Below are 24,804 nucleotides of genomic sequence, written 5' to 3'. Positions count from 1 at the left end.
GCCGAACCAGCCTACATAGAGGCGGTTTTCGGTTGAGGTTACCCACTGACAAAACCGCTCCCAAACGCTCGCATTGGAGCTTTGTTGAAGAGTTGTGGTCATGCTTTTATAATGGCTATTTATTTTTCTAGGTTCTGTGGCGGTTTGTTTCCGTCCACATTTCTAATATAAGCGACTTTATGTAGTTTTGTAAAGCACTTTTAATTTAGCGATCCTGATGATTGACATTAACTGAGCTTATAAGCTTAATAGCGAATCCGGGGATCGACATAAGCATTGAGGATGTCAATCGCAATACTAGCCATGACAACAATAGAAGCGAAGAACACAACAACCCCTTGAACCGTTGTGTAATCGCGATCGCTAATTGCCTCATACAACCGATTGCCCAAACCCGGCCAAGAAAACGTTACCTCCGTTAACACAGCTCCCCCCAACAGCGCCGCCAACGTCAACCCCAAAATCGTAATTACCGGAATCAACGCATTTTTCAGGGCATGGGAGAGCAAAATCCTCAACTCCGGAATTCCCCGTGCCTTGGCTGCTTCCACATAATCCGCTGAGAGAGTTTGTTGCAGATTCACCCGCACAATTCGCTCAAAAATCCCACTGAGCAACAACCCCAACGTCAAAGATGGCAGGGCTAAATGATGAATCGAAATCCAAAGCTGTCCCAAATTCCCACTTAATACACTATCCATCACATAAAGTCCTGTCGGCCCCTGGGGAGGCGTTTCTCCCAGGGCAAAACGAGTTCCCAAAGGAAACCATTGCAACTCCACTGCAAAAATTAACTGCAACAGCATCCCCGCCCAAAACGGCGGTACTGAATAAGTAATAATGCTAAACAACCGAGCGCCCACATCTAAAGGTGTATTCGGACGCGAAGCCGCCAACGTACCAATCGTAATCCCGATCGCCAGCGCCACCGCCATACTGCACACGGCCAACTCCATCGTTGCCGGAAAATGCAAACCAATAATATCCCAAACCGTCTGTCCGCGACTGGTTAAGGATGTCCCCAAATCCAACTGCAACAAACGGCCCAAATAATTTAGGTATTGCAACCCCAAAGGCAAATCTAAGCCTAATTGTTGTCGCAACTGTTCCTTCGCTTCTGCGGACGCTCTCGCTCCATAAATCGCATCCACGGGATCGCCCGGAGTCGCCCTTAATAATAGGAAGACCAAAGTGACAATCAGCCACAACATCAAGGGAGCCAGCAACACACGAGTCAGAATATAATACTGGAGAGCCTTAGAACGGGACATAAAATCGGTAACTTAACACTATCGTTGCTCAATTAGTCCCTATTTTAGGGGCGATCGGGGCTGCGATCGCTGAGAATTTCCAGATCCACACGAGCCGTTCCAGAATTGAGCATCCCCATCTCACGCGCTGCTGCTGCACGCTACAATAAGTATACCATACTAGAGGGTGTCAATTTATCTAAAAAGCAATTAGATCTAATGGATGAAAAGTCAGTTGATTCATGCGGGCCGGATACTCCTGAAACTACAAAAGATTCCGATGATTCTGCTGCTGAGGACGAGACAGACAAGGAAAGTTAGAGGGAGAGGAATTCGAGTGGATGCTAATATTTAATCGGACATGATATGATTTCTGGAATTGCTACCCATCAACAAAATACACTTGGAGAACAGCGCTTGATACTGCATGGATTAGCCTGGGAAAACTATCAACACATTCTCCATGGCTTACCGGAAAGTCGAGCAGTACGACTGATTTACAATCGCGGAACGTTAGAATTTGTTATGCCCCTAGAAGACCATGAATTTGCGGCTGAGTTGATTGGGGTATTTATTCGCGTGCTAGTCGCCACCATGGGATTGAAGCTCAAATCCATGCGCTCTACTACTTTAGCTCGTCAAGACTTGGATCGCGGTGCAGAACCGGACAATGCCTATTATATTCAAAATCAACCTCAAGTTGCAGGTCGCAAAGTCGATTTACAGCAAGATCCACCTCCAGATTTAGTGGTTGAAGTGGATATTACTCACACGGATATTGATAAAAATCAACTCTATGCGGCTCTGGGAGTGCCTGAATTTTGGCGCTACAATGGGCAAGAATGGCGCATTTACCAACTGCAAGGAACAGTTTATCAGGAATGGGAGCGATCACCGACTTTTCCCATAATCAAAAAAGAAGACTTGTATCGCTTTTTAGAGCAAGCCCAAGAAGATGAAATCGCAGCAGAAGAAGCATTGCGTCAATTAATTCAGGAAAGAATCATTTAACGATCAATAGCTGAGAACTTCCAGATGCACAGGAGCCGTGCCAGAATCGATCGTCCCCATCTCACGCGCTGCTGCCCAAGATTCACACGATCCAGAGGGACTATAGCAGTCTCCTTGAAGCTGGGATGTTGGCTGATTTCGCTAGGGTTGTAGAGTTGCCGGTTCATATTGGACGCGATCTTTTTCTAGCAGAGTAAGCTTTACGACGGATTTTCTGATGTCTCACTTTTATGCAGCGACACTACTTCCGCTCATTCTGGCTATATTGTAACTGTTTCAGATTGGAGGCTAGTTTTCTTTATGCAACGGTTCCTATGCCTGGATGGATTTACTAGAGCAGAACGAATTGGGATGATCCATCGTGTAAGTGAGGCAATTAATCAAGCTGGAGCTTGGATTATCGACTTTCACCTGTACTCAAATATCCTGATCTGCATCAACTTCCAGGTTCCGATCGCTAATTTGAACAGACTCGCTGGAACGCTACAGGAGACAGGTTTGCAGTTGAGCAAAGAGAGCTTGAAGCAGCTTATGCCTGCTCATGACTCAACACTGAAAGAGCAAGAGTTAGTCGGGACATTGCAAATTACCTTTGTACACAACGAACCTGACTTACTCCGAGATGTACCTGCTGTTCCAGGGTAACAATTAGGGCCACCACATCTAAACATCTAAATATCCAGACGAGCATCATCCCAGTAAGATTTCTCACAACTGAAGAAGCATTGCGTCAATTCCTTCGGGAAAGAATCCTTTAATAAAACGAAAAAGTGAAACTCGGTTTTTCCGATGCCCTATTCCCCATTCCCTATTCCCGAATAGAGCCAGTCTTGGATTTCATGGGCAAGCCAAGCCGCTTCATTGGCGGTTAAAGATCCTGCGATCGCACAATTATAGTCCCCAGTCGGATTTTGGCAATGGAGTTTCACCATTGTGGAAGAGTGTTCATGGTGAATAAATACCCCCATTACAGCGTGTAGCGCTGTAAACTGTTTAGAGTCAGTTGCTCAAGTTATACTAATTGAACGACTTAAAAGTTCTTGTGTTAAATAATCATCAAGTAGGGACTGCTTTTATTTATAGATCGTCTAACCCATTTGATCGGTCAGCTTTTTAATTTGAATAATAACTAGCTACTTTCGCCAATATTGATAGAATCTTGTACACAGTGCAGTGGTTAATAAAGCTAATATTGACGGAATAAGAGCCATTAAACCTCCCTGCAAAAATATCCCGAAAGATAAGTAGTAGACTAAAATACATAATAAGGCAGTACCTAAACCTAATCGCCAAGGATATTTCTGAAAATACAATGTCGTTATCGCTCCTACCATTGACCAAATCCAAACAAAAAGACCATCTTGCCACCAGGTCAGTGACCAAAATAAAGGTCGATTATCCAGAACAGAACTAATAATTTGGCTCGCTACATGAGCATGAATGTCTAAGCCTCGCATAAGGCCTAATGGTGTATGTTGAGGATCGCGAACACTTTCAGCCGTCATACCAATTAGAATAATCTTATCTTTAATCCAACTGGGTTTAAATTTGTTGTTCAGAACATGGTCTGCACTAATTCGTTGAGCAATTTCACGAGTGGGTGTTGAGCGATAATTAATTAGAATTTGTTCACTCGGTAAATCAGATTGGTAATATCCAGGACGACCCCGCTTTAGACTCGTAAAAACTTTTTGACCGAATTGCCAATCTTCTTGTGGATTCGCTTGAACAACCACACCCTTAGAACTCAGATATTTCCAAGCCAATTGAAAAGCCAAGGAATAAGGAGTTTTACAGTGATAAAAAGGGGGGGTCATATGATCGGTTTGAGACAACGTATATCGGCGGATCATCCCTGAAGCATATGGATTGTGTTGATCGGTCCATAAATTCACAAATCCCACTTGCTTTTGTGGACTATGATCGGGTGGATCAATACTGGTATTTGGATCGTTGTTGTACTCAAATTTGCATATACTCACCAATTTTTCATTCTGTCGAAAATGCTGATTCATGGTTTGATCGGCAGAGTTCGCTGGAACGGGTTTATCTCGATAAATATTTAAGCCGATCGCTGCCGGTTGATGAACGTCTAGCTTATCTATAATCTCTGCTAACGTGCGATCGGGTAAAGGATGATCGTATAATTCTATATCCTCTTCAGTAACTCCCACGATGAGAAGACGAGGATCGGGTTGTTCTACAGGGCGCGATCGCATCAGTTGATCGAATGCTCTCAGTTCCATCGGTTCCAAGAAGCCCGCAGACCGTACCCCCATCACCAGAGTTGTCACTGCCATAGAGAGGCATAGGGTGATTTTTAAGGCTTTTTGCCAAGACAAAGAAGAGGGAAGGGGTTGTCCGACTAAATCATCCCAGGTGGGGGAGATGTAGTCAGGATGCTGCCAAATAACGGGTAACCAAGTTGCGCAGGGAATTTGATCTTCTAGTCCTTGTAGCTTTTCTCTCGCTTGTCGGACGGCAACTTCAAACGAGTATCCTTGGGAAAAGTTAAGCAAAAATGACTTGAGGAATTTCTGGGCAACTTGATCGGGAACATAGTCGCGCATGACAATCATTTGGGGAATCTGTACATCATCCAATCTGCGGGCTAACCCTAAGCCATCACAGGAGTTGAAAATGGCAAGTTTTAAGCCTTGTGCGACGGATTTTCGTAGACCAAACCAGATTTGATCGACGGTTAAATATTGGTCGGGGTTGATATAAATTTTGCCAGCTTCGCCATCGGTTTCGCTGTGTCCAGCAAAAAAGAGGATATCCCAGGGTTGCTCCCATAATTGATCGTTGATTTCGGATCGTTTCGGTTCGATAAGAAAGGTGACATCTGCGTGGGGAAGTGAGTTGAGGATTTGGCAGTCTTTTTCAGTGTCGATCCCTTCTCTATGTCCTAAAATCGCTAAAATTCTGACTTTTCCCGGTGGAGTGGAGTTGAGGGGATCGGATCGTCTAAACTCAGGATCGCTGAAGGAGATTTCTGCACTCTTGTATCTGGAGAAGAGATTCCAACTGTGCCAAGGCAGCTTTTGCAAATCATTGCATGTGGTGCGCAGAATAAAGCGAATGGGATCGCTATAGTTAAGTTCCTCTCGGATCTGAAGGTCAATGTCCCGGAAATCAGGGGAGCAGAGCCATTGATTCAGGCGATCGCACACTTGAGTACCTGATTCTTCACAGGCTTTAAGCCGACTGATAACTCCATCGTATTTGATTGCTTTTGGCTTTAACCCCCTTGTATTGAGGAGTCCTAAAGGGCGATACTTGTCTATCCAATGACTTTGTACCAATTCCGCTAGATCGGGTTCAGACGGTAAGTATCCTGATATGTCTAGATCGGGGCGTTTTCCTTCTTCCCCCATTTGTAACCGCACCCGAAAGCCGTCCTCACTCAAACTGCCTTCAAGTTCCAAAACTACCAGTTTTGCCACGTCTGTTACCTCCGGACTGTCCGATCTCACCTTTCCTTGTCCTAAATTACAGGAAATTAAAGGGGCATACACAGATCCCTTCTATAGGGTTCTCAGATTTGGAGGCATAATTTTATGCAAACTTTACAAAAATTTACAATTAAGGCAAGATAATTCAGTGGCGATCGCACCAGCGATCTGTCGCATTATCGCGCCAGCGATGATCGCCGTTCATGTCCGTATGCGGTATACTTATCGCCTTCTAGAGCCAACAACGATTGATTGCAAGTTGGTGCAGCTAAAGTTAGAATCATGTTTGCATTCAGCTCTGGTGGGATTAGCTCCTCTAGAGACCCTTGTGTACAAACCGGATACAGACGGATACAGAGGTTCCCCAAACCTCATCTTTAGACCAATCGATAGCTAAGTCAACTTAAACAACTCACTTATTAAACTGAATTTTAGGAGGGAAACGTGACCGCAATTAGAGTGATTCCAGCGAGTGCAGCCGGTTCAACCATGGGGGTTAATGTTATTATCCGGCTCTTGTTTGACTACCGCCCCCATTTAATCAAACTCTTTAGAATCAAGAAACAAGACCACTCCATCACTCGTTATACCTTTATTGCCGTTTTCCGGGAACCTGGCTCTATCGGACAACTGGTTGCCTTGATCAACGAATGGGGAACTGCCAGCGGACAGGGAGAAGGAGTAGAAAATACCGCCGAAACCTATGGATTTTCGGAAATCATGACCACGATTAAACAGCTTAAAATCCGACTGTTAACGGTGGATTGGCATACGGAAATTCATGAAGGATGGAAACAGAAGCTTGAAGTCCGTCCCGATCCCACGGTTCTTAAATATCGCCTTTCTGACTGGGAAGGTTGGCTGTTAGAACAAATCGATACCCCTTGGTTCCCCATGCAACATCTGCACGAGGACGATCTTGATTTGCGTTGGATGGAACATGAATAGGGACTAGGGAAGCGGGAATAGGGAATCTCTGTGTCGCCACATCTGCGTGTCTCCCGATCCCTATCCCCTCATCTGATTAAGATCGAGGTCGAAATTCAACCACATTTTGCTTAATTTGTACGTCGTAGTTGCCAAAGAAATCATGGCCAAGTAAACCGATCGCCATCCGAGGGGCGATCGCCACCGGAATATCCCTGACCACAGCTCCATGGACAGCAATCGACTTCACATAACCCAAGGGAAAGGTCACCCTAGAACCATCTGCGATCGTACTGGTGACAGAATCAACTGGTTCGATTTGCAGTTTCTGCGCCATTTCCTGAGTAATTAGAGTACCACTGGCTCCCGTATCCACAATCATCTCAAAGGAGTGGCGATCGTTAAAGGTCACCTCAATCACCGGAATTCCCCCCAAACGGCGCTTAATCCGGGCTTGAAATACCCCTGGAGTCGCAGGACGAGAACGGGGAGCGGAAGTCCCATCACACACGCCACTTAAGGGAATCGCTTGTCCAGAAGAGGTTACCATAAAACAGCCTTGCACTTCTTGGGCGATCGCGCTCTCTGCTCCACCGAGCATGAAGCCTATCCCAAGGGCAACCGTCATACCCAAACTCTTACTCCATAGATGTTTGTTCATAAATTATTAGCGACTGATCGGACCTAATCTCTAGTTTACCCATTCCTTTCTGTCCACTGCCATATAGCGCGAAGCGCTAGGGAATCGGGAATAGCCGGTATTACTTAGGGTCTAACGCTTCAAGCTATACTTCAGAGAAAAGTGCCATACATCTACTACCCTAGAATAGAGACTTGCATGTACTTCATCTTGTTGAGATTTTGATCGTGAAAAATCGTGCCCCCCGAAATCGAACACTTACATGCTCGGAGCAAGAGCTATCCCTATTCAGTCAGTCTTTGCTCTGTCTCGATCGTCAGATAGAACTCGATCGGATAAAAGACAAAATTATTCATCAAGATCTATTTATCGCTGGTGAATATCTCCCCAAAAACTTTGTCGATCTTTTAGTTCTAGACCCCCCTTATAATCTTTCCAAAAACTATCATGGTCATTCATTTAAGGAAAAAACACAAGGAGACTATCAAGATTGGTTTGCTTCTGTCCTCAAGATTCTCAAGCCCATCCTCAAGCCGACAGCAACGCTCTATGTCTGCTCTGACTGGAAAACCTCTATATTAATTGCCCCTATCCTAGAGCAAGAATTTTATCTTCGCAATCGCATTACCTGGGAGAGGGAAAAAGGGCGAGGTGCAAAAACCAATTGGAAGAATAACACCGAAGATATTTGGTTTTGTACGGTTTCCGATCGATATACATTTAACCTGGATTTAGTCAAGCAAAAACGAAAAGTGATTGCGCCCTATCGGCATAAAAATGGTCAGCCCAAAGACTGGAGTGAAGAAGAGGATGGCCACTTCAGATTAACGCATCCTTCAAATCTTTGGACAGATATTAGCATTCCCTTTTGGTCAATGCCTGAAAACACCGATCATCCCACACAGAAACCGGAAAAATTGATAGCCAAACTGATTCTAGCGAGTTCAAATCCGAATGATATGGTACTCGATCCATTTCTCGGAAGCGGGACTTCAGCCGTGGTGGCAAAAAAGCTCAAACGGAACTTTGCGGGGATTGAATTAAATCAAGACTATTGTTGTTGGGCATTAAAGCGACTTCAATTAGCAGAGCAGGATTCATCGATTCAAGGATATACAGATGGGGTGTTTTGGGATAGAAATACTTTAAAGTGCCAGAGAAAGGGAACGGAGAAAGAAGGAAGGAGTCGTGTAAACAGTGCGATAGAACCCTAACAAGAGTGTAACTTGACTCTCAGAAGTGTTACAACAGTAGTCAGTTGCTGAACTCACTATTATGACTAACAAGTATATTTCTTCAGAAGACTATCGCAAAATGTTGGTTCGGGATGGCGATCGCCGCTTCCAGGAGTGGCATAGTCAATATTTACACTACCAGAAGCAGTATTGGAATCAACTGGTCAAAGGTCGTAAAGTAAAGTAAGGTTTCAGTACGACTCAATCGCCCATGACTTCTTCCCTGGTTCCCTCTTCCGATCGCTCCCCTGACGCAGGACTTGCACCTTTACTGCTTACCGTTGTCGAACTCATTCGCCAACTGATGGAAGCTCAAGTCATTCGGCGCATGGATTCTGGCAGCCTAAGCGAAGAGGAATTAGATCGAGCGGCTGAAAGTTTACAGCGTCTAGAAGAACAGATTATCAACTTATGCGAAATCTTTGACATCGATCCGGCTGACTTAAATATTGATTTAGGGGAAATTGGCTCCCTATTGCCCAAACAAGGGTATTATCCAGGTGAAAATAGCGATCGCCCCTCCATTCTAGAACTCTTAGACCGGCTCCTGCATACCGGCATTGTCGTTCAAGGTGATGTGGATCTCGGTCTAGCACAACTTAACCTGATCCATGCCAAACTCCGCTTAATTCTTACCTCCAAACCCATCGACGATCGGATAGGGAATAAGGAATAGGGAATTTTCCGCGTGTCTCCATGTCTCGCCATTGTACACTCAGTCCTTATAGAAATAGGGGAATCCCCTAGAGGACTCCCCTACTTTCTAGCGATCGCAGAACTTAGTCAGTTTTAGTAAGTTTCCACATGCCAACGATGTTCTTTTTTCAGTTGTTTCCGGTACTCATCCCAGTTAACACCAAACTTTCCGGCAGCTACAGACATCCCTTCATCAATACCCGGTTCCATACCTTTGAGACCGCACATATAGATATGGGTATTCGGTTTTTGAACTAATTCCCACAGCTCATCCGCATTTTCCTTAATCCGGTCTTGAATATACATTTTACCGCCTTCGGGATTTTTCTGTTCCCGGCTAATAGCATAAGTCAGGCGGAAATTATCAGGAAATTCCTGCTGCATTTTCTCCAACTCTTCCCGATAGAGAATATTTTGACTATAAGGAATACCAAAGAACAACCAAGCGAATCCCCGGAACTTATAATCTTCATGCTGTTCCTTAAACATGCGCCACAGATAAGCACGGAAAGGAGCAATTCCAGTTCCGGTTCCCATCATAATAACCGTGGATTCCTCATCATCTGGTAAGAGCATTTCCTTACCCACTGGTCCAGTGATAGCCACATCTGCACCGGCTTCAAGATTACACAGGTAAGTCGAGCAAACGCCATAAACCGTTTCTCCCGTTTCCGGCTGTTTATATTCAAGCTGTCTGACACACAGAGAAACCGTCTTATCCTCTTCATCATCCCCATGACGAGTAGAGGCGATCGAATACAACCGTAATTTATGAGGCTTACCATTGGCATCATCTCCGGGAGCAATAATACCAATACTTTGGCCTTCCACATATTTCAGGTCTCCTTGGGACAGATCGAACGTCAAATGTTGGACCATCCCCAATCCGCCTTCAGCCACCAATTTTTCATTACTGAGACATTTTCCAACGTAAGGAGTTTTAGGGCGGTAAATATTGATCGGAATCTTTTGATCTTCAGATTTCTTGTGAACCTTACCTTGGGGAGTTGAACTCGATCCTGAAGGTGTACTTGATGGGGTATCAGCATCAAGCGGCTCAATCTTGACAATTTTGCCTCCTAGACGAGAAATACGCTTCATTTCCTGATTCATACGGCTGTAAGGCACAGTAATGAAGATGCTACCACTGTAACGAACTGAACCGTTCATATTTCCAGTGCTACCTGGGTTAAGACCAACCACTTCAAACCGAAACAGACGGTTGCTATTGGTTGTACCCGTTAAACTCGATGTATACATTCCTTGATTTTCTCCTTTCCCCATTTACATCGGCACAATTGCCGAAACATTACCAAGTCCTGTGGGCGAGAGTGATGACAAAGCGACTAGAGGTACGGTAAGCGAGTCATTCTCACTGGTCAATCCCACTCTGCAAGCAACAGTTAAAGAGTAAGACTTAAATCCAGACTCAATGAGGCGCGCCCTACATACTCTAAAACCCTTTATCAGGAGTCTCACCTCCACTCTCTCACACAAGGCAAGCGAGGGACAATTCTACTATTTTATCGAAAAGCGCCCCTTTTCAGAGGGAATAATTGGGATTAGGTTTTCTTAAAGACCCCATTCACCGTAGCATAGGTATTGAGGACAACCCTCAAATCTCTAAACTTGCCTTGTGGGGATGATCCCATTCTGGTAGAATTCCCTCCAGAATATTGAAAATGGAAACCTGAGCTGAACTCTAGCTTGAGTTGTTCCCAACCAGAGAGAGTGAGGCTGCTATTTAGGGAGCAAACGCCCTCCAGGGTTTAAATGAAGGGCGGTTTTAATGGGTTGCCCTCAACGCTAGTTTAACTCCATTCGTGATAAACCAAAACTAACTTTAGTGAACCCATTGATTGACAGAGGAAATCTATGACGAGTAAACCGGATCGCGTGGTTTTAGTTGGTGTAGCCGGAGACTCCGGTTGTGGGAAATCAACCTTCTTACGTCGCTTAACTGACTTATTTGGAGAAGATCTCATAACCGTAATCTGTCTGGATGATTACCATTCTTTAGACCGTAAACAACGTAAAGAAACTGGGATTACCGCGCTCAACCCCAAAGCTAACAACTTTGACTTAATGTATGAGCAAGCCAAAGCGCTTAAAAACGGTGAATCCATAGAAAAACCCATTTACAACCATACTACTGGGGAAATCGATCCCCCCGAAACCATCCATCCCAAATCCATTGTCGTCCTAGAAGGACTGCATCCAATGTATGACGAACGGGTAAGGGAACTCCTGGATTTTAGTGTTTATCTTGACATCAGTGATGAAGTCAAAATTGCCTGGAAAATCCAGCGAGATATGGCAGAGAGAGGCCATCGCTATGAAGATGTACTCTTTGCTATTAATGCTCGTCGGCCAGACTTTATGGCTTATATCGACCCCCAAAAAGCTCATGCAGACGTGGTGATTCAGGTATTGCCAACTCAACTGATTCAAGACGACAAAGACCGTAAAATCTTACGGGTACGGATGATTCAACGCTATGGAGTTGCCGGTCGTGACCCCGTCTACCTGTTTGACGAAGGCTCAACCATTGATTGGATTCCCTGTGGACGCAAGTTAACCTGCTCCTATCCCGGCATTAAAATGCATTATGGGCCAGATGCTTACTATGGCCATGAAGTTTCTATCCTGGAAGTTGATGGCCAGTTTGATAATTTAGAGGAACTCATCTATATCGAAGGTCATTTGAGCAACACCTCAACAGAAGAATATGGGGAATTAACTCATTTACTGCGGCAACATCCTGATTATCCAGGTTCAACCAATGGTACGGGACTTTTCCAAGTGCTAACTGGATTGAAAATGCGAGCCATTTACGAGCAGTTAACCCAAGCACCGGTCAAAGTCCCAGCAAGTGTTTAGGCAGAAATGTCACCACTTGTGGACAACACCTTGAGGGTTGGTTCTCCTGTAAACTAGAGCCAGAAAGGGGCTGCGAGAGTCTTTTGGTCTGGCTCTCGCAATTCCAATTCAAAAACGGTAGATTGTTTTACCGTTCCCTAATTTTCAATCGATTCTGCAACTCATGAGCGCACCTTCTTCTAGTAACCCGACTCAATACGATCCCTTGAGTGCTGAAGCCAAATGGCAACGGTATTGGGAAGAGAACGAAACGTTTAAGGCCGATCCGAATGAGGGTGGAGATCCGTTCTGTGTGGTGATTCCACCGCCGAATGTAACGGGTAGCCTGCATATGGGTCATGCCTTTGAAAGTGCCTTGATTGATACATTGGTTCGCTATCATCGGATGCTGGGAGAGAATGCATTGTGGTTGCCGGGAACGGATCATGCCAGTATTGCGGTACAGACGATTTTAGAAAAGCAACTCAGAAGTGAGGGTAAAAGTCGCTACGATGTGGGTCGGGAGGCTTTTCTAGAAAGAGCGTGGAGATGGAAAGAGGAGTCTGGAGGCACAATTGTTAATCAACTGCGCCGTCTAGGGGTATCCGTGGATTGGTCGCGGGAGCGGTTTACGATGGATGAAGGGCTATCGAAGGCTGTGATTAGAGCCTTTAAGCAGCTTTATGAGGAAGGTTTGATTTATCGGGGCAACTATATGGTGAATTGGTGCCCTGCTTCTGAGTCTGCGGTTTCTGATGTGGAGGTTGAGAAGAAGGAAGTTGATGCTCACTTATGGTATTTCCGGTATCCGTTGACTGAGGGTGAGGGGTTTGTGGAAGTGGCAACGACTCGTCCGGAAACAATGTTGGGGGATACGGCGGTGGCGGTAAATCCCAAGGATGAGCGGTATAAAGATTTGATTGGTAAAACGCTGGGGTTGCCGATTGTGGGTCGGGAGATTCCCATTATTGGGGATGAGTATGTGGATTCGGAGTTTGGTACGGGTTGTGTAAAAATAACGCCGGCTCATGACCCGAATGATTTTGAAATGGGCAAACGTCATCATCTGCCCCTGATTAATATCATGCACAAGAATGGTAGTTTGAATGAGAATGCTGGGGAGTTTGAGGGACTAGACCGATTTGAAGCGCGGAAGGCGGTGGTGAAGTGCCTGGAAGCAGAGGGCTGTTTGGTGAAGGTAGAGGATTATAAGACGACGGTTCCTTATAGCGATCGCGGTAAAGTTCCTGTTGAACCCCTGATTTCTACCCAATGGTTTGTCAACATTCGTCCCTTAGCCGATCACGCCCTGGAATTCCTGGATAACCAGAATGAGCCAGTATTTGTGCCTCAACGCTGGGAAAAAGTCTATCGGGATTGGTTGGTAAAACTCAAAGATTGGTGTATTTCCCGGCAATTGTGGTGGGGTCATCAAATTCCGGCTTGGTATGTGGTGAGCGAAACCGAGGGAGAAATTAAAGATTCGACTCCCTTCATTGTGGCAGCGGATGAAGCCGAAGCTCTCGCTCAAGCCAAAACGGAATATGGGGAAACCGTGCAACTCGAGCAAGATCCTGATGTTCTCGATACCTGGTTTTCCTCCGGACTCTGGCCCTTTTCCACCATGGGATGGCCGGAAGAAACCGCCGATCTGGAGCGGTATTATCCCACCTCCACCCTAGTAACCGGCTTTGACATTATTTTCTTCTGGGTGGCGCGGATGACGATGATGGCAGGTCATTTCACCGGAACAATGCCCTTCCAAACTGTTTATATCCATGGTTTGGTCCTGGACGAAAATGGCAAGAAAATGTCAAAAACAGCCGGAAATGGTATCGATCCCTTAGTGCTCATCGAAAAATATGGGGCTGATGCCCTGCGCTATACCTTGATTCGGGAAGTAGCGGGTGCAGGACAAGATATTCGCTTAGAATACGATCGCAAAACTGATGAGTCAGCATCCGTGCAAGCGTCTCGCAACTTTGCCAATAAGCTGTGGAATGCCGCCCGGTTTGTGATGATGAATTTGGAGGGCAAAACCCCTGCGGATCTGGGAGTGGCAGCCGTTGAGGATTTAGAGGAGAGCGATCGCTGGATACTGTCGCGTTACTATCAAGTCGCTGCCCAAACTCGCAACGATCTCAACCAGTATGGCTTAGGAGAAGCGGCCAAAGGCATCTATGAACTAATTTGGAACGACTTTTGCGACTGGTATATCGAACTGGTCAAAACTAGATTATGGCAAAAGGACAAGGAGGAAGATACCGCTTCTGCTGCATCCCGGTTAGTCGCGCAACAAGTCTTAGCCCTAGTCCTAGATGGGATCTTAAAGCTTCTGCATCCCTTTATGCCCCATATTACTGAAGAAATTTGGCAAACCCTAATCCGAAGTGAAGGCACCTCCTTAGCCCGACAAAGGTATCCAGAAGCCGATGAAGCGCTGATCGACGCTGATTTAGAAGCCCAATTTGCCCAACTGATTGACACCATTCGCACGATTCGGAACCTACGAGCGATCGCCGAAATTAAGCCGGGTGTCCAAATTCCCGTTATCCTGCAAACGGAAAACTCAACCGAGCGAGAGATCTTAACCCAAGGCTCATCCCTGATCCAGACGATCGCCAAAACCGAAGCCCCCAAAGTGTGCGCTACCTTAGACGAGCCAATGAAGCAAACCATTGTGGGAGTGACTGGAACGGTACAAGTTTTAATTCCCCTCGCTGGAGTTGTCGATATTGGAGCGCTACGCGCTAAAGTTGAGAAAGATTTGGGTAAGATTGAGAAAGAAAGCCAAGTTCTCCAAGCCCGTTTGGGGAATCCTGGATTTGTCAACAAAGCGCCTCAAGATGTCGTTCAAGGGGCTAGAGATACGTTAGAACAATTGCAGATCCAGGCTCAAATCCTGCGCGATCGTCTCAAGTCTCTCTCAAATTAAGGGCGATCTCGTCCATGACTTACACTGAACAATCAACGGCCATGTTATATCTAGCCCAGGTACAAAAAGAGCAATTGTTAGGCAAAGTAGGTTTACAGGTTTTAGCAGCTCAGGAGTCCGAAACCACCTGGAAACTGGCCGCTGAGCAAGACCTTATTCCTTGTAGCGAGAGCGATAGTTGGACTCAGAACCAGCTTGTACTACTTGAAGTGACTGAAAACCGCGAAATCCTTAGTATTGCTGAGGCTAAGGATTGGGTACTCAAGTTAGTTGAACAGTATTTGAGTGCAGGAATTACGCCAGAGTTTTTGCACGGGGAAATGGAGAGGGCTGAACAATGGCGGCAAGATCTGACCCTGCAAAGTCAGGAAGTCGCCCGGGGAAAACTGGAAGTCGAAGCACGACATGCCCAATTACAAATTGTTGAAGAAAAACTGAATAAGGAAAAAAACCAATTAGAAGAGGAAAAGCAATACCTGGAAACCCAGCTTAAGCAGCTTCAAGAGGAAAAGCAAGACCTCGAAGCCAAGCTCCAACACTTCCAAGAGGGAGAAGGAGGCGATCGCTAGTCCCTCCAGCAATTAATCATTAATTGCTATGCTCCCATGCCCGAATAATGTTTTAATCCTTTGCGCCACAACCAACGGTTAGCGGCATAAAAAATCAGTCCCCATCCAATTAAAGTACAAAGGGCACGACCCCAATTGACCGGTAGACCAATGAGAACAGAGGCAGGAAAATTAATCAGATAGGGGAAAGGAGTCCACCAGAGGATTTCTTGGACAACAGGAGGAAACACTTGTAAAGGGGCAATCATTCCCGATAAAAAGACGTACAATAACGTCCAAAATTGCTCTAGAGCGCCAGCCCGTTCTGTCCAAAAGGCAAAAATGGCGAAGGTATATTGCAGTGCAAATCGGACAGCAAAGACGATTTGAGTAATGACTAGAAAAAAGGCGATCTCCTGCCAACTGGGTATCCAAAAAGCTTGGGGATACAGGACAAAAAATAAAACTATTAAGCCAATGGTAAAGGGAATTCTTGCCAGCCGTTCTGCAATATGGCGAGCGAGATAATGGGCAACCGGATCAATCGGTTGTAATAATCTTGGGGAAAGTTGACCGTATACCACTTCCTCTTCAAATTCCCAAATCACCCAAACTAATGCTAATTGGCGCACGAGAAAGACGCTTAAAAAATAGCGTCCAAATTCGATAGAACTTAAAGCAAATTGACCGCTATCAGCCGCTTCAATCCAAACGCCCATAAGAATAAAGGGTAAACTGTTGGAGATAGCCCATAAAAACAGTTCTGCCCGATATTCAACCATGTGGGCATAATAGGTATCGAGAAAAGTTTGGGTTTTCTTTAGAGTGAATTTCATGTTGTCATTCCCGTGCGAAAGACTCGACCAATAATTTCTTCAATGGGAGGGTCAGTAATTTTGAGATCGACAATCTCTAAGTCAGCGAGAATATGGGAAATAGTGGTAGTTAAGGCTTCTCGTTGGACTAAAAAGCGGACTTGGTGACCGGCGATCGCCTCAATTTCTGCATAAGTTTCCAATTCTGTGGTTAAATACTCTTGGGCTAAGTCTACTTGCACTTCTCGATAGGGCGCAAAGCGATCGAGCAACCTTTGCAAGGAACCATCATAGACTAATTCTCCTTTGTGGATTAAGAGGACGCGATCGCATAATGCAGTAATATCAGCCATATAATGACTCGTTAACAAAATCGTCGCTCCATACCGCTGATTATATTCCCGCAGAAATTCCCGCACATTCTCCTGAGCATTCACATCTAATCCCAAAGTTGGCTCATCTAAAAATAACACTTGCGGCCGGTGCAGCAATGCCGCCAAAAGTTCCGCCTTCATCCGCTCCCCTAGGGACAACTTACGCACGGGTTGCGTTAGTTTATCCTGTAATGAGAGCATTTCCGTCAGTTCCCCTAAACGCGATCGAAACTCTGAAGTTGATAACTCATAGACTGCGGCATTAATTCGCAGGGAATCCATGGCCGGCAAATCCCACAATAATTGTTGTTTTTGACCCATGACCAACGTAATATTGCGTAAAAAATCCCTTTCACGCTTAAAGGGCACATATCCTCCTACCGTCACCTGGCCACCAGAGGAATGCACCAAACCCGTCAACATCTTTAACGTCGTAGTTTTTCCTGCTCCATTCGCACCTAAAAATCCTACTACTTCACTCGCTTCAATCTCAAAGGAAATATTTTTAACGGCTTCAACTTGGCGGTACTGCCGTTTCCAGAAGTGCCGTAATGTGCCCTGAAATCCCGGCTCCTTCATCGCGACGGGATAGGTTTTACTCAGGTGATACACTCCAATTAGAGGATTACCCATCTCCTTTGCCTGGTAAAAGTTAACATTACTTATGGTAGCTGAATTTTTGGCTCGCTCACCTTGTATGAGAGGTCATTATTAATTATTAATTATTAATTACTGAATCCAGATAATCTTTAAGTTCAAACAACGCCGTAACCAAATAGAAACCGGGTTTTTGCTAAAAACCCGGTTTCTTCTATTCTCAATTAACTTGGTTTAAACTTTTTCGGCCATATAGGCTTCTAACACCTCAGTCGCCAATTGAGTCATGGACTTGCCTTCCTGGACAGCTAAATCCTTAAACTCCTGATAAACCGTATCCCGCACCCCAATCCGGTATCGGGCTTTACCCGAGTCTTTACCCAAAGCAACTAACCCCGATCCTGGGGTATAACGTTCAGAAAACGCCCTGAGCAAGTCAAAACCGACTCGATGACAAAAATCTCCAAAACTCTCGACTTTGCCGTTATTGAGGCGACTTTGCTTGAAATAGACGAATAATGGCTCTAGGGTGGACTCAATGTCTTCATCCTTGACTTTATCTAAGAAGGGTTGAGAGAGCCGGTTTTGATTGGGGTCTGCTCCTAGCCAGATTTGGTATGCTCCGGGCATTTGACCGACTAATCCTAACTCGGCCATATAGGGCCTAGCGCAGCCGTTGGGACATCCGGTCATGCGGACGACAAAGTATTCTTTGGGTAATCCAACGTTCTTGAGTAAGGTGCGGATGCGGGCAAGAATTCCGGGTAGGGCGCGTTCTGATTCAGTAATGGCTAGGCCGCATAAGGGAAAGGCTGGACAAGCCATGGAATAGCGTACTAAGGAATCGAGGCGTTTGGGATCGGTTTCGACTCCGTGTTTTTTGAAGATGGAGGTAATCGCTGCTCGATCTTGAGGATCGATTTCATAGATAATCAGATTATGATTGGGCGTAAGGCGCATGGGTAAGTGGAACTGGGTAATAATTTCCCGCAAGGCACTCTTGAGCTGAAACTTACCTTCATCTTTGACCCGACCATTTTCAATGGACAAGCCCAAGAACTGTTTACCATCTCCCTGATCTTGCCAACCTAAATAATCTTGATATTCAAATGGGGGGAGAGGTTTAAAGGGAGCTAGAGGTTTACCGAAATACTCTTCAACCTGAGCGCGGAATTTTTCCACACCCCAATCATGGAGCAGATACTTCATTCTGGCATGACGGCGCTGGTGGCGATCGCCATAATCTCGCTGAGTAGCAACAACCGCTTTCACCAGATCGTACACATCTTCCTTCTCCACATAGCCAATGCGATCGGCAGCTCGTGCAAAGGTTTCCTCCTTATTATGAGTGCGACCTAACCCACCCCCTGCATACACATTAAACCCTTCTAACTCTCCCTGTGCATTCGTGATTACCACCAAACCAATATCTTGGGTTAAGATATCGACCGAATTATCCCCCGGCACAGCCAAACAAATCTTAAATTTACGGGGCATATAATGCGTACCATAAATCGGCTCTTCGAGATCCCTAAAATTCGTGCCATTAACCTTCTTATTGCGTGCGGTCTTAACTTCCGGCGCTTCTTCTGCGCTAATCGCCTTTTCGCCATCGAGCCAAATCTCATAATAGGCTCCTGTTTGTGGCCTGAGTAAATCTGCAATCTTATTCGCATATTCCCAAGCATATTGATACTCTGGCTTCGTTTTATAAGGTGCCGCCGGAGCCATCACATTCCGATTTAAATCCCCACAAGCCCCTAGGGTAGACCCCATATTTTTGACGATGGTGGAGATGGTCGCTTTCAAATTTTTCTTCAGAATTCCATGAATTTGAAACCCTTGCCGAGTCGTTGCTCTCAGGGTATGATTTCCGTAGGTTTCTGATAACTGATCTAGCGCCAAATACAGTTCTGGAGGAATGAAGCCACCCGGACTGCGCGTACGGAGCATCATCTGATAACTTTTCTCTCCATTTATTTTTCGATTTTCGCGATCGAGCTGTTGATAAGAACCATGAAACTTCAGAATTTGAATCGCATCGGCCGAAAAATGGGTCGTATCTTCCAATAATTCTGAAGCAACCGGTTCTCTGAGAAAATCACTATTTTCTTTCAGAACTTCTATCTTAGATGGCTTAGATGTTGCAGTAGGAGGATTTAGGGATAAAACCATAGAACAAACGAGTCAATTTTTGCTACAATACTAAAGGTTCTAACTCCACGGCGATCGGAAAATGAACCGAACAGCGTCATTCTCTCAAAATACCCCCAACCTGAGGAGGAATGACCCAACATCGAGTTAGATAATTGGGGTTTCTTACCATTGTATCAGAAGTGGGGCCTCAAATTCAGTTAAGCTAATTTTTTTTTAAACTCGCCTTGATAATGGGGATGTTAAAGTTCCCCTGTCCAAGTTTGTGCCTGAGACTGCTGCTGAGAGCCAGATTGAGGGGGTAAGGACTCAGGGCAGCATCAAGTGCTGTACTTTAAATGAATAACTTAAATAGAGGAACTAAAATGCCTGATTCTCTCATGTATCAGTCCGATGGGTTTGTGGTTTTAGAGTCTAATCAACCGGAGCAATTTCTGACAGAAGCTGAATTGCTTCATAAGCTTAAAGCCTGTTTGAGCCAACTCCAAGAGGAATTACCTAGAGATTTACAAAAATTCACCACCCTAGAAGACCAGGCCAAGTCTCTGATGGAAACCTCCTGTGAACTCGATCTTGGCCCAGGAGCCTTCTTACAGTGGTACGTGGTGCGCTTAGAAAAATCCTAAGTTGAAACTATCCACTAGAGAGGGTTAGCTGACTCGAGCGGGTTCACCCACAGCAATTAAGAAGATATCAAAACAATCTTCTTCTCCCTCTTGAGGGGCAACTTCAACCCGCAAGCCGGGGCCAAAAAAGTATTCTATTTTTTCTCGTTTCTCTTGCCAAGCGTCTAAAGAGACAAAGGGAGACTCAAACTCTAAAACCAAAGCATAAGAGCTATCAACGGCTACTTCTCGAATGCCAATGAGTAGGGGGCGTTCCTCATCTGTGGGACTTAAGCCTAAACTTTTGAGAGACTCATCCAGATGAGCTTCTTGGCCATATCGATACCGAGTCACATCTTTCCATACCTGGAGTTGGGTGGAGGTTCCTTGTCGATCCCGTAGGGCTAATACCTCAGCAGAAGTTTCTTGAGTAACGGGGACTGGCTTCAATTCTGAGGCTTTTAAGGCGAGTCCTCCTAATAAGAGGGGAATACCATAAAAAAATCCGGCTAAGTTGAGGGTCGGATGATTAGTAAAATAGGCGACGAAGCCTCCTATCGTTAAGAGACCTCCTACATATAAACCCACAGTGCCCAAGGAAATTTTGCGTAACATAATCGTCTTATTTAATGAATCAATGACTACTTTACCGTTTCTAGAGAGCGACGACCAAGCACCAGAGAAGATCTACAACCATTATCATTGAAAGAGTATCGCAACGTTTTAGGGAGATTTTCTAATGGTCAATAAGGACTTTCCTTCGTCCAAAACTCGTCAGTTACTCGATCAAATCAACTCCCTCAAGCGCGAAGATGAAACGCTCTACAATATTTTAGCGGTGGATGTGTGGGCGCTGGCTAAAACTATGGATGAGTTCCAACCTGGATTTTGGACGGCGTTTATGAAAAATAGGGAAAAAGCTCTGAAGCGGTTTATGAGTGAGGCGGCTAGAAATAAACAGGCGGATAGTAAGAGCCATCCATTTTTGGGCTAGAGCCGATAGTGATAATAGACATCTCTGGCAGCGCGGTGTAAGAGGGAATGGCGATAGACTAAGGCGGACATATCTTTAGCGTATCCTCCGCCAATGACACAAGCGATGGGATATCCTACGGCTAGACAGGTGCTGAGAACTTGCATGTCTCGCCGGAATATTCCGGTGTCGGTGAGGGAGAGTTTTCCGAGGGCATCATGGATATGAGGGTCAACTCCTGCATCGTAGAGGACGAGATCGGGTTGGACTTGGCTGAGGAGGTCGGGGAGATAGGTGGCGAGGGTTTGTAAGTAGGCTTGGTCTTCCATACCGACGGGAAGGGGGATGTCGAGGTCACTGGGCGGTTTGTGGCTGGGAAAGTTGATGTCACAGTGCATGGAGAAGGTAAATACACTGGGGTCGTCTCGGAATATCCAGGCGGTTCCGTCTCCTTGGTGTACGTCTAGGTCTACGATGAGGATTTTCTGGGCTAATTTTAGGGTTTGCAGGACGCGGGCGGCGATCGCCAAATCGTTGAAAATACAAAATCCTGTACCCCGATCGGGAAAAGCATGATGGGTACCACCAGCGGTATTACAGGCGAGTCCATGTTTTAAAGCCAGTTGACTGGTGAGAATAAAACCACCTACAGCCCGACAAGTGCGCTGCACTAGGGCCGGACTCCAGGGTAAACCAATGCGTCGTTGGGCCTTGGGGTCTAGGGTTCCTTGGCAGTAGGCTTGGATATAGTCGGGGGTATGGACGAGTTGCAGCCATTCAACAGGGGGCAGTTCGGGAGTATGGATTTGGGAAGGGGTGATGATGCGATCGCTCAAAAGCAGTTCATAGAGTAGTTTAAATTTGGCCATGGGAAACCGATGACCTAGGGGTAAAGGCGCAACATAATCGGGGTGATAAACAATGGGAACAGATATAGTCAATGGAATTAATTGTTAATTGATATGAGCTAGGATTAAGTTTTTGATCGGGAACTTGCGCTATGGTGGATTGGATGATGTTGCCTCATGCTTAAGGAGAACTCAACCATGACCTGGCGTGGAACGACCACCGTAGCCGATCGCATTTTTGCTTGTTTACCCTATCTACTACCTCTGTTATATGGACTGCCATTTGGAATCTCATTGATGATGCAGTTCCCCATTTTTCAATTGCTCTTAATCCCTCTAGCTCCATTGATGCAAATTTATAACAGTATTCCTTTTGCCAGTCTGATTATCTTCTTTGTCTTGTTTATGGCGGTGGTTCGTAATCCAAATATTAACCACTTTATTCGCTTCAATACCATGCAAGCGATTTTAATGGATATTGTCTTGTTTTTATGTTCTCTGGTCATGAGTTATATCCTCCAACCGGTGTTTCGGGGAGGATTAATCATTGAGACGCTCAACAATGCCATCTTTTTGGGGGTATTAGCCGCTGTAGGTTATGCGATCGCCCAATCTATTATGGGGCGTTACGCCGAAATCCCTACGATTTCAGAAGCGGCCTATACTCAAGTCCGTTAGGGAGTTGCTCCGAAGCGGGCGATCACTGGATTATCTAGAGAACCAATCCCCTCTAACTCAACTCGAACGCGATCGCCCACTTGCATGGAGCCAATCCCTTCTGGAGTCCCCGTTAAAATTACATCTCCAGGCATTAAGGTCATAATTTGGGAAATATGAGAGACCAAAATCTCTGGAGTAAAGACCATATCGCTAATTAAAGCCGATTGGCGAGGTTCTCGATCGTCATTGAGAAAGGTTTGTAATCTTGCCCCTGGATTGATTTCGCGTACAATCCAAGGCCCTAACGGGCAAAAGCTATCAAACCCTTTTGCTCTTGTCCATTGGCCATCCCGACGTTGCATATCCCGGGCAGTGACATCATTAGCGATCGTATAGCCCCAAATTTTGTGGGCCGCTTCTTCTGGGGTACAGTCTACACAGCGATTCCCAATCACTACCGCCAATTCTCCCTCATAATCAACTCGTTCCGATTGGGGGGGATATAAAATGGGTTTATCTGTAGGAATAACTGTTGTTGAGGGCTTCATAAACAGCAAAGGTTCCTCGGGTACTGGAGTGCCCATCTCTGCTGCATGATTAGCATAATTTTTCCCCACCGCCACAATCTTCGAGGGAGCGCAAGGGGCCAGCAAATGATAGGAATCGACCTCTAGGATTAACTCAGTGGGTTGTCCCTGTAACCAAGGCGGAGCATCAAGCACTTGCACCTCGCGGTTAAGCTTGAGTAATCCATAATAAATCTTGCCTTCGGTTGTTTGGACTCGGACATAGCGTTGGGCCATTACCTTACCTGCTACTTTTTGTGTATAATCAGAGATCGGTCTTAAATTTTAAGAACCCATCTATCTAACTTAACTGTTGTAGGCTTTGGCAGCTAGGCATAACCCGATCGCCAAAGACTAAAATATTTTAGCGTTGACATCCTACAATAGTCAGTCCTTGCTGATCCAGCAAGTCGGCTTATGCCTCAATGCTGAGTCAGCCCTGTCCATAAGGAGATCCCGATGACGATACGAAATTTTGTTTACGAAACGATGTACATCCTGCGTCCTGATTTAACGGACGAACAGGTGAGCCAGATGATTGAAAAGTATCAAAGCCTCATTCGAGATGAGGGGGGTACGATTGTAGAAACCCAACACCGAGGCAAACGCCGTCTAGCTTATGAAATTGCTAGACAACGGGAAGGGATCTATATTCAGATGAACTATACCGTAGAGGGTCGCGTGATTGCCCAGCTAGAAAGAGCGATGCGCCTATCGGAAGAAGTCATTCGATATCTGACGATTAAACAAGAACTACAGGAAGAGTCAGAGCCAGAACCAGAACCGGTTGAAGTTTAAACTCTAGGGAAGCAGCAAAAAACCGGGTTTGTGCCACACTCCGAGATCGTCTCGAAAAAGTAGCAAGAAACCCGGTTTCTGATATTTGAGGCGATCGCCCGCTTCATTACGCCTCAGTTATAATCAAGATCTGCTACTTCCCCTCTCTAAGCTCTATGACTTCGACATTAGCTCAATCTCAGAGCCATATTCCTTTACCGTCTATTCCACCTCTGGCAAATGGCGATCGCCTCACCCGCGTAGAATTTGAGCGTCGCTATTTTAACATGCCAAAACTCAAGAAAGCGGAATTAATTGAAGGAGTAGTATACATGGCTTCCCCTCTACGGTTTACCCCCCATGCTGAACCCCATGGCGATCTGATGGGTTGGCTGTGGACATATAAAATATCTAGACCCGATCTACAAATGGGAATTGAGCCAACGGTGCGGTTGGATATGGACAATGAACTGCAACCGGATGGGGTATTACTGATTCGTCCAGAGTGTGGGGGACAAGCGACGTTGAGTAAAGACGGATACTTAGAAGGGCCACCGGAATTAGTGGTAGAAGTGGCTGCAAGCAGTGCTGCAATTGACTTGGGAAATAAAAAACGAGCCTATCGACGCAATGGCATCCAAGAATATATTGTATGGCAGGTCTTTGATCGCCGGATTGATTGGTTTCGGTTAGAGGATGGAGATTATGTGAACTTGGAACCCGATGAAACGGGGGTCATTTGCTCTCGAAGTTTTCCCGGTTTGTGGTTAGATGTAGGAGCAATGATTGAAGGGCATATGGTGCAAGTTTTAACAGTGTTACAGTCTGGTATCAATGCTCTCGATCGTCCATAATAGTTATGTCAGGCCTCTCCCTAAA

The 24,804-nt window shown here is 45.6% G+C and carries 26 protein-coding genes; 15 read left to right on the top strand and 11 right to left on the bottom strand.

Going from position 1 to position 24,804, the window contains the following annotated elements; translation table 11 throughout:
• Positions 1-245: 245 nt before the first annotated feature.
• Complete coding sequence (locus J7545_RS22240) at positions 246-1,271, bottom strand: ABC transporter permease (RefSeq protein ID WP_318699922.1); 1,026 nt, start codon at positions 1,269-1,271, stop codon at positions 246-248.
• A 345-nt stretch (positions 1,272-1,616) separates the two neighbouring features.
• Here J7545_RS22240 and J7545_RS22235 point away from each other — a divergent pair, with 345 nt between their 5' ends.
• Both J7545_RS22235 and J7545_RS22230 read left to right on the top strand, forming a co-directional pair.
• Positions 1,617-2,261, top strand: coding sequence for a Uma2 family endonuclease (locus J7545_RS22235; RefSeq protein ID WP_318699923.1), 645 nt, complete (start codon positions 1,617-1,619; stop codon positions 2,259-2,261).
• A 300-nt stretch (positions 2,262-2,561) separates the two neighbouring features.
• The gene (locus J7545_RS22230) at positions 2,562-2,906 is read left to right on the top strand and encodes a hypothetical protein (RefSeq protein ID WP_318699924.1); all 345 of its coding nucleotides are present in this window, start codon (positions 2,562-2,564) and stop codon (positions 2,904-2,906) included.
• 149 nt (positions 2,907-3,055) lie between these two features.
• Here J7545_RS22230 and J7545_RS22225 read toward each other — a convergent pair whose 3' ends face one another.
• Together J7545_RS22225 and J7545_RS22220 are read right to left on the bottom strand one after the other, a co-directional pair.
• Positions 3,056-3,229, bottom strand: coding sequence for a hypothetical protein (locus J7545_RS22225; protein WP_318720128.1), 174 nt, complete (start codon positions 3,227-3,229; stop codon positions 3,056-3,058).
• 165 nt (positions 3,230-3,394) lie between these two features.
• Complete coding sequence (locus J7545_RS22220) at positions 3,395-5,707, bottom strand: CHASE2 domain-containing protein (protein WP_318699926.1); 2,313 nt, start codon at positions 5,705-5,707, stop codon at positions 3,395-3,397.
• Positions 5,708-5,864: 157 nt separating this feature from the next.
• Between J7545_RS22220 and J7545_RS22215 the strand changes: the two genes are divergently transcribed.
• Positions 5,865-6,113 (top strand): hypothetical protein, encoded by a 249-nt coding sequence (locus J7545_RS22215; protein ID WP_318699927.1) that lies wholly within the window; start codon positions 5,865-5,867, stop codon positions 6,111-6,113.
• Between the two features lie 47 nt (positions 6,114-6,160).
• Positions 6,161-6,664, top strand: a complete 504-nt coding sequence (locus J7545_RS22210; RefSeq protein WP_318699928.1) for a hypothetical protein — start codon at positions 6,161-6,163, stop codon at positions 6,662-6,664.
• Positions 6,665-6,740: 76 nt separating this feature from the next.
• On the opposite strand, the gene J7545_RS22205 is transcribed toward J7545_RS22210, so the two are convergent.
• Complete coding sequence (locus J7545_RS22205) at positions 6,741-7,304, bottom strand: retropepsin-like aspartic protease (protein WP_318699929.1); 564 nt, start codon at positions 7,302-7,304, stop codon at positions 6,741-6,743.
• A 206-nt stretch (positions 7,305-7,510) separates the two neighbouring features.
• Between J7545_RS22205 and J7545_RS22200 the strand changes: the two genes are divergently transcribed.
• The 3 genes from J7545_RS22200 (at position 7,511) to J7545_RS22190 (ending at position 9,194) form a co-directional block, all read left to right on the top strand.
• Positions 7,511-8,497: a site-specific DNA-methyltransferase gene (locus J7545_RS22200; protein ID WP_318699930.1), complete on the top strand. Its 987-nt coding sequence runs from the start codon at positions 7,511-7,513 to the stop codon at positions 8,495-8,497.
• 61 nt (positions 8,498-8,558) lie between these two features.
• On the top strand, positions 8,559-8,705 hold the full coding sequence (locus tag J7545_RS22195) for a hypothetical protein (protein ID WP_318699931.1): 147 nt from the start codon (positions 8,559-8,561) through the stop codon (positions 8,703-8,705).
• A 24-nt stretch (positions 8,706-8,729) separates the two neighbouring features.
• On the top strand, positions 8,730-9,194 hold the full coding sequence (locus J7545_RS22190) for a gas vesicle protein K (protein WP_318699932.1): 465 nt from the start codon (positions 8,730-8,732) through the stop codon (positions 9,192-9,194).
• A 113-nt stretch (positions 9,195-9,307) separates the two neighbouring features.
• Here J7545_RS22190 and petH read toward each other — a convergent pair whose 3' ends face one another.
• Complete coding sequence (petH, locus tag J7545_RS22185) at positions 9,308-10,474, bottom strand: ferredoxin--NADP reductase (RefSeq protein WP_413038730.1); 1,167 nt, start codon at positions 10,472-10,474, stop codon at positions 9,308-9,310.
• A gap of 615 nt (positions 10,475-11,089) precedes the next feature.
• Between petH and J7545_RS22180 the strand changes: the two genes are divergently transcribed.
• The 3 genes from J7545_RS22180 (at position 11,090) to J7545_RS22170 (ending at position 15,577) form a co-directional block, all read left to right on the top strand.
• Entirely contained in the window at positions 11,090-12,094 is a 1,005-nt protein-coding gene (locus tag J7545_RS22180) for a phosphoribulokinase (RefSeq protein ID WP_318699935.1), read from the top strand.
• A 163-nt stretch (positions 12,095-12,257) separates the two neighbouring features.
• Entirely contained in the window at positions 12,258-15,008 is a 2,751-nt protein-coding gene (locus tag J7545_RS22175; protein WP_318699936.1) for a valine--tRNA ligase, read from the top strand.
• Positions 15,009-15,022: 14 nt separating this feature from the next.
• Positions 15,023-15,577: a hypothetical protein gene (locus J7545_RS22170; RefSeq protein ID WP_318699937.1), complete on the top strand. Its 555-nt coding sequence runs from the start codon at positions 15,023-15,025 to the stop codon at positions 15,575-15,577.
• A 26-nt stretch (positions 15,578-15,603) separates the two neighbouring features.
• Here J7545_RS22170 and J7545_RS22165 read toward each other — a convergent pair whose 3' ends face one another.
• The 3 genes from J7545_RS22165 to sir all read right to left on the bottom strand — a co-directional run bounded on the left by J7545_RS22165 (position 15,604) and on the right by sir (position 19,517).
• The gene (locus J7545_RS22165) at positions 15,604-16,392 is read right to left on the bottom strand and encodes an ABC transporter permease (protein WP_318699938.1); all 789 of its coding nucleotides are present in this window, start codon (positions 16,390-16,392) and stop codon (positions 15,604-15,606) included.
• The gene (locus J7545_RS22160; RefSeq protein WP_318699940.1) at positions 16,389-17,378 is read right to left on the bottom strand and encodes an ATP-binding cassette domain-containing protein; all 990 of its coding nucleotides are present in this window, start codon (positions 17,376-17,378) and stop codon (positions 16,389-16,391) included. Before J7545_RS22160 ends, J7545_RS22165 begins: the two co-directional genes overlap by 4 nt.
• A 198-nt stretch (positions 17,379-17,576) precedes the next feature.
• A complete protein-coding gene (sir, locus tag J7545_RS22155) occupies positions 17,577-19,517 on the bottom strand; it encodes a sulfite reductase, ferredoxin dependent (RefSeq protein ID WP_318699941.1) in 1,941 nt (646 codons plus the stop codon).
• Positions 19,518-19,861: 344 nt separating this feature from the next.
• On the opposite strand from sir, the gene J7545_RS22150 reads away from it, so the two are divergent.
• Positions 19,862-20,122, top strand: a complete 261-nt coding sequence (locus J7545_RS22150) for a chlororespiratory reduction protein 7 (RefSeq protein WP_271935954.1) — start codon at positions 19,862-19,864, stop codon at positions 20,120-20,122.
• Between the two features lie 24 nt (positions 20,123-20,146).
• Here the strand turns inward: J7545_RS22150 and J7545_RS22145 are convergent, their stop codons facing one another.
• A complete protein-coding gene (locus J7545_RS22145; RefSeq protein ID WP_318699943.1) occupies positions 20,147-20,716 on the bottom strand; it encodes a DUF2854 domain-containing protein in 570 nt (189 codons plus the stop codon).
• Between the two features lie 124 nt (positions 20,717-20,840).
• On the opposite strand from J7545_RS22145, the gene J7545_RS22140 reads away from it, so the two are divergent.
• Positions 20,841-21,095 (top strand): hypothetical protein, encoded by a 255-nt coding sequence (locus tag J7545_RS22140; protein WP_271935950.1) that lies wholly within the window; start codon positions 20,841-20,843, stop codon positions 21,093-21,095.
• Here the strand turns inward: J7545_RS22140 and J7545_RS22135 are convergent.
• The gene (locus J7545_RS22135) at positions 21,092-22,009 is read right to left on the bottom strand and encodes a histone deacetylase (RefSeq protein ID WP_413038731.1); all 918 of its coding nucleotides are present in this window, start codon (positions 22,007-22,009) and stop codon (positions 21,092-21,094) included. The genes J7545_RS22140 and J7545_RS22135 overlap by 4 nt on opposite strands.
• 111 nt (positions 22,010-22,120) lie before the next feature.
• On the opposite strand from J7545_RS22135, the gene J7545_RS22130 reads away from it, so the two are divergent.
• Positions 22,121-22,600 (top strand): Tic20 family protein, encoded by a 480-nt coding sequence (locus J7545_RS22130; protein ID WP_318699946.1) that lies wholly within the window; start codon positions 22,121-22,123, stop codon positions 22,598-22,600.
• Here the strand turns inward: J7545_RS22130 and J7545_RS22125 are convergent.
• Positions 22,597-23,385, bottom strand: a complete 789-nt coding sequence (locus J7545_RS22125; RefSeq protein WP_318699947.1) for a fumarylacetoacetate hydrolase family protein — start codon at positions 23,383-23,385, stop codon at positions 22,597-22,599. The genes J7545_RS22130 and J7545_RS22125 overlap by 4 nt on opposite strands.
• A 222-nt stretch (positions 23,386-23,607) precedes the next feature.
• Here J7545_RS22125 and rpsF point away from each other — a divergent pair, with 222 nt between their 5' ends.
• On the top strand, positions 23,608-23,946 hold the full coding sequence (rpsF, locus tag J7545_RS22120; protein ID WP_318699948.1) for a 30S ribosomal protein S6: 339 nt from the start codon (positions 23,608-23,610) through the stop codon (positions 23,944-23,946).
• Positions 23,947-24,101: 155 nt separating this feature from the next.
• Entirely contained in the window at positions 24,102-24,779 is a 678-nt protein-coding gene (locus tag J7545_RS22115; RefSeq protein WP_318699949.1) for a Uma2 family endonuclease, read from the top strand.
• Positions 24,780-24,804: the final 25 nt, after the last annotated feature.

The organism is Roseofilum sp. SBFL (assembly GCF_017746885.1).
Classification (GTDB): Bacteria; Cyanobacteriota; Cyanobacteriia; order Cyanobacteriales; family Desertifilaceae; genus Roseofilum.
The sequence above is the reverse complement of the archived record's forward strand: the minus strand, read 5'-3'. Positions and strand labels throughout refer to the sequence as shown.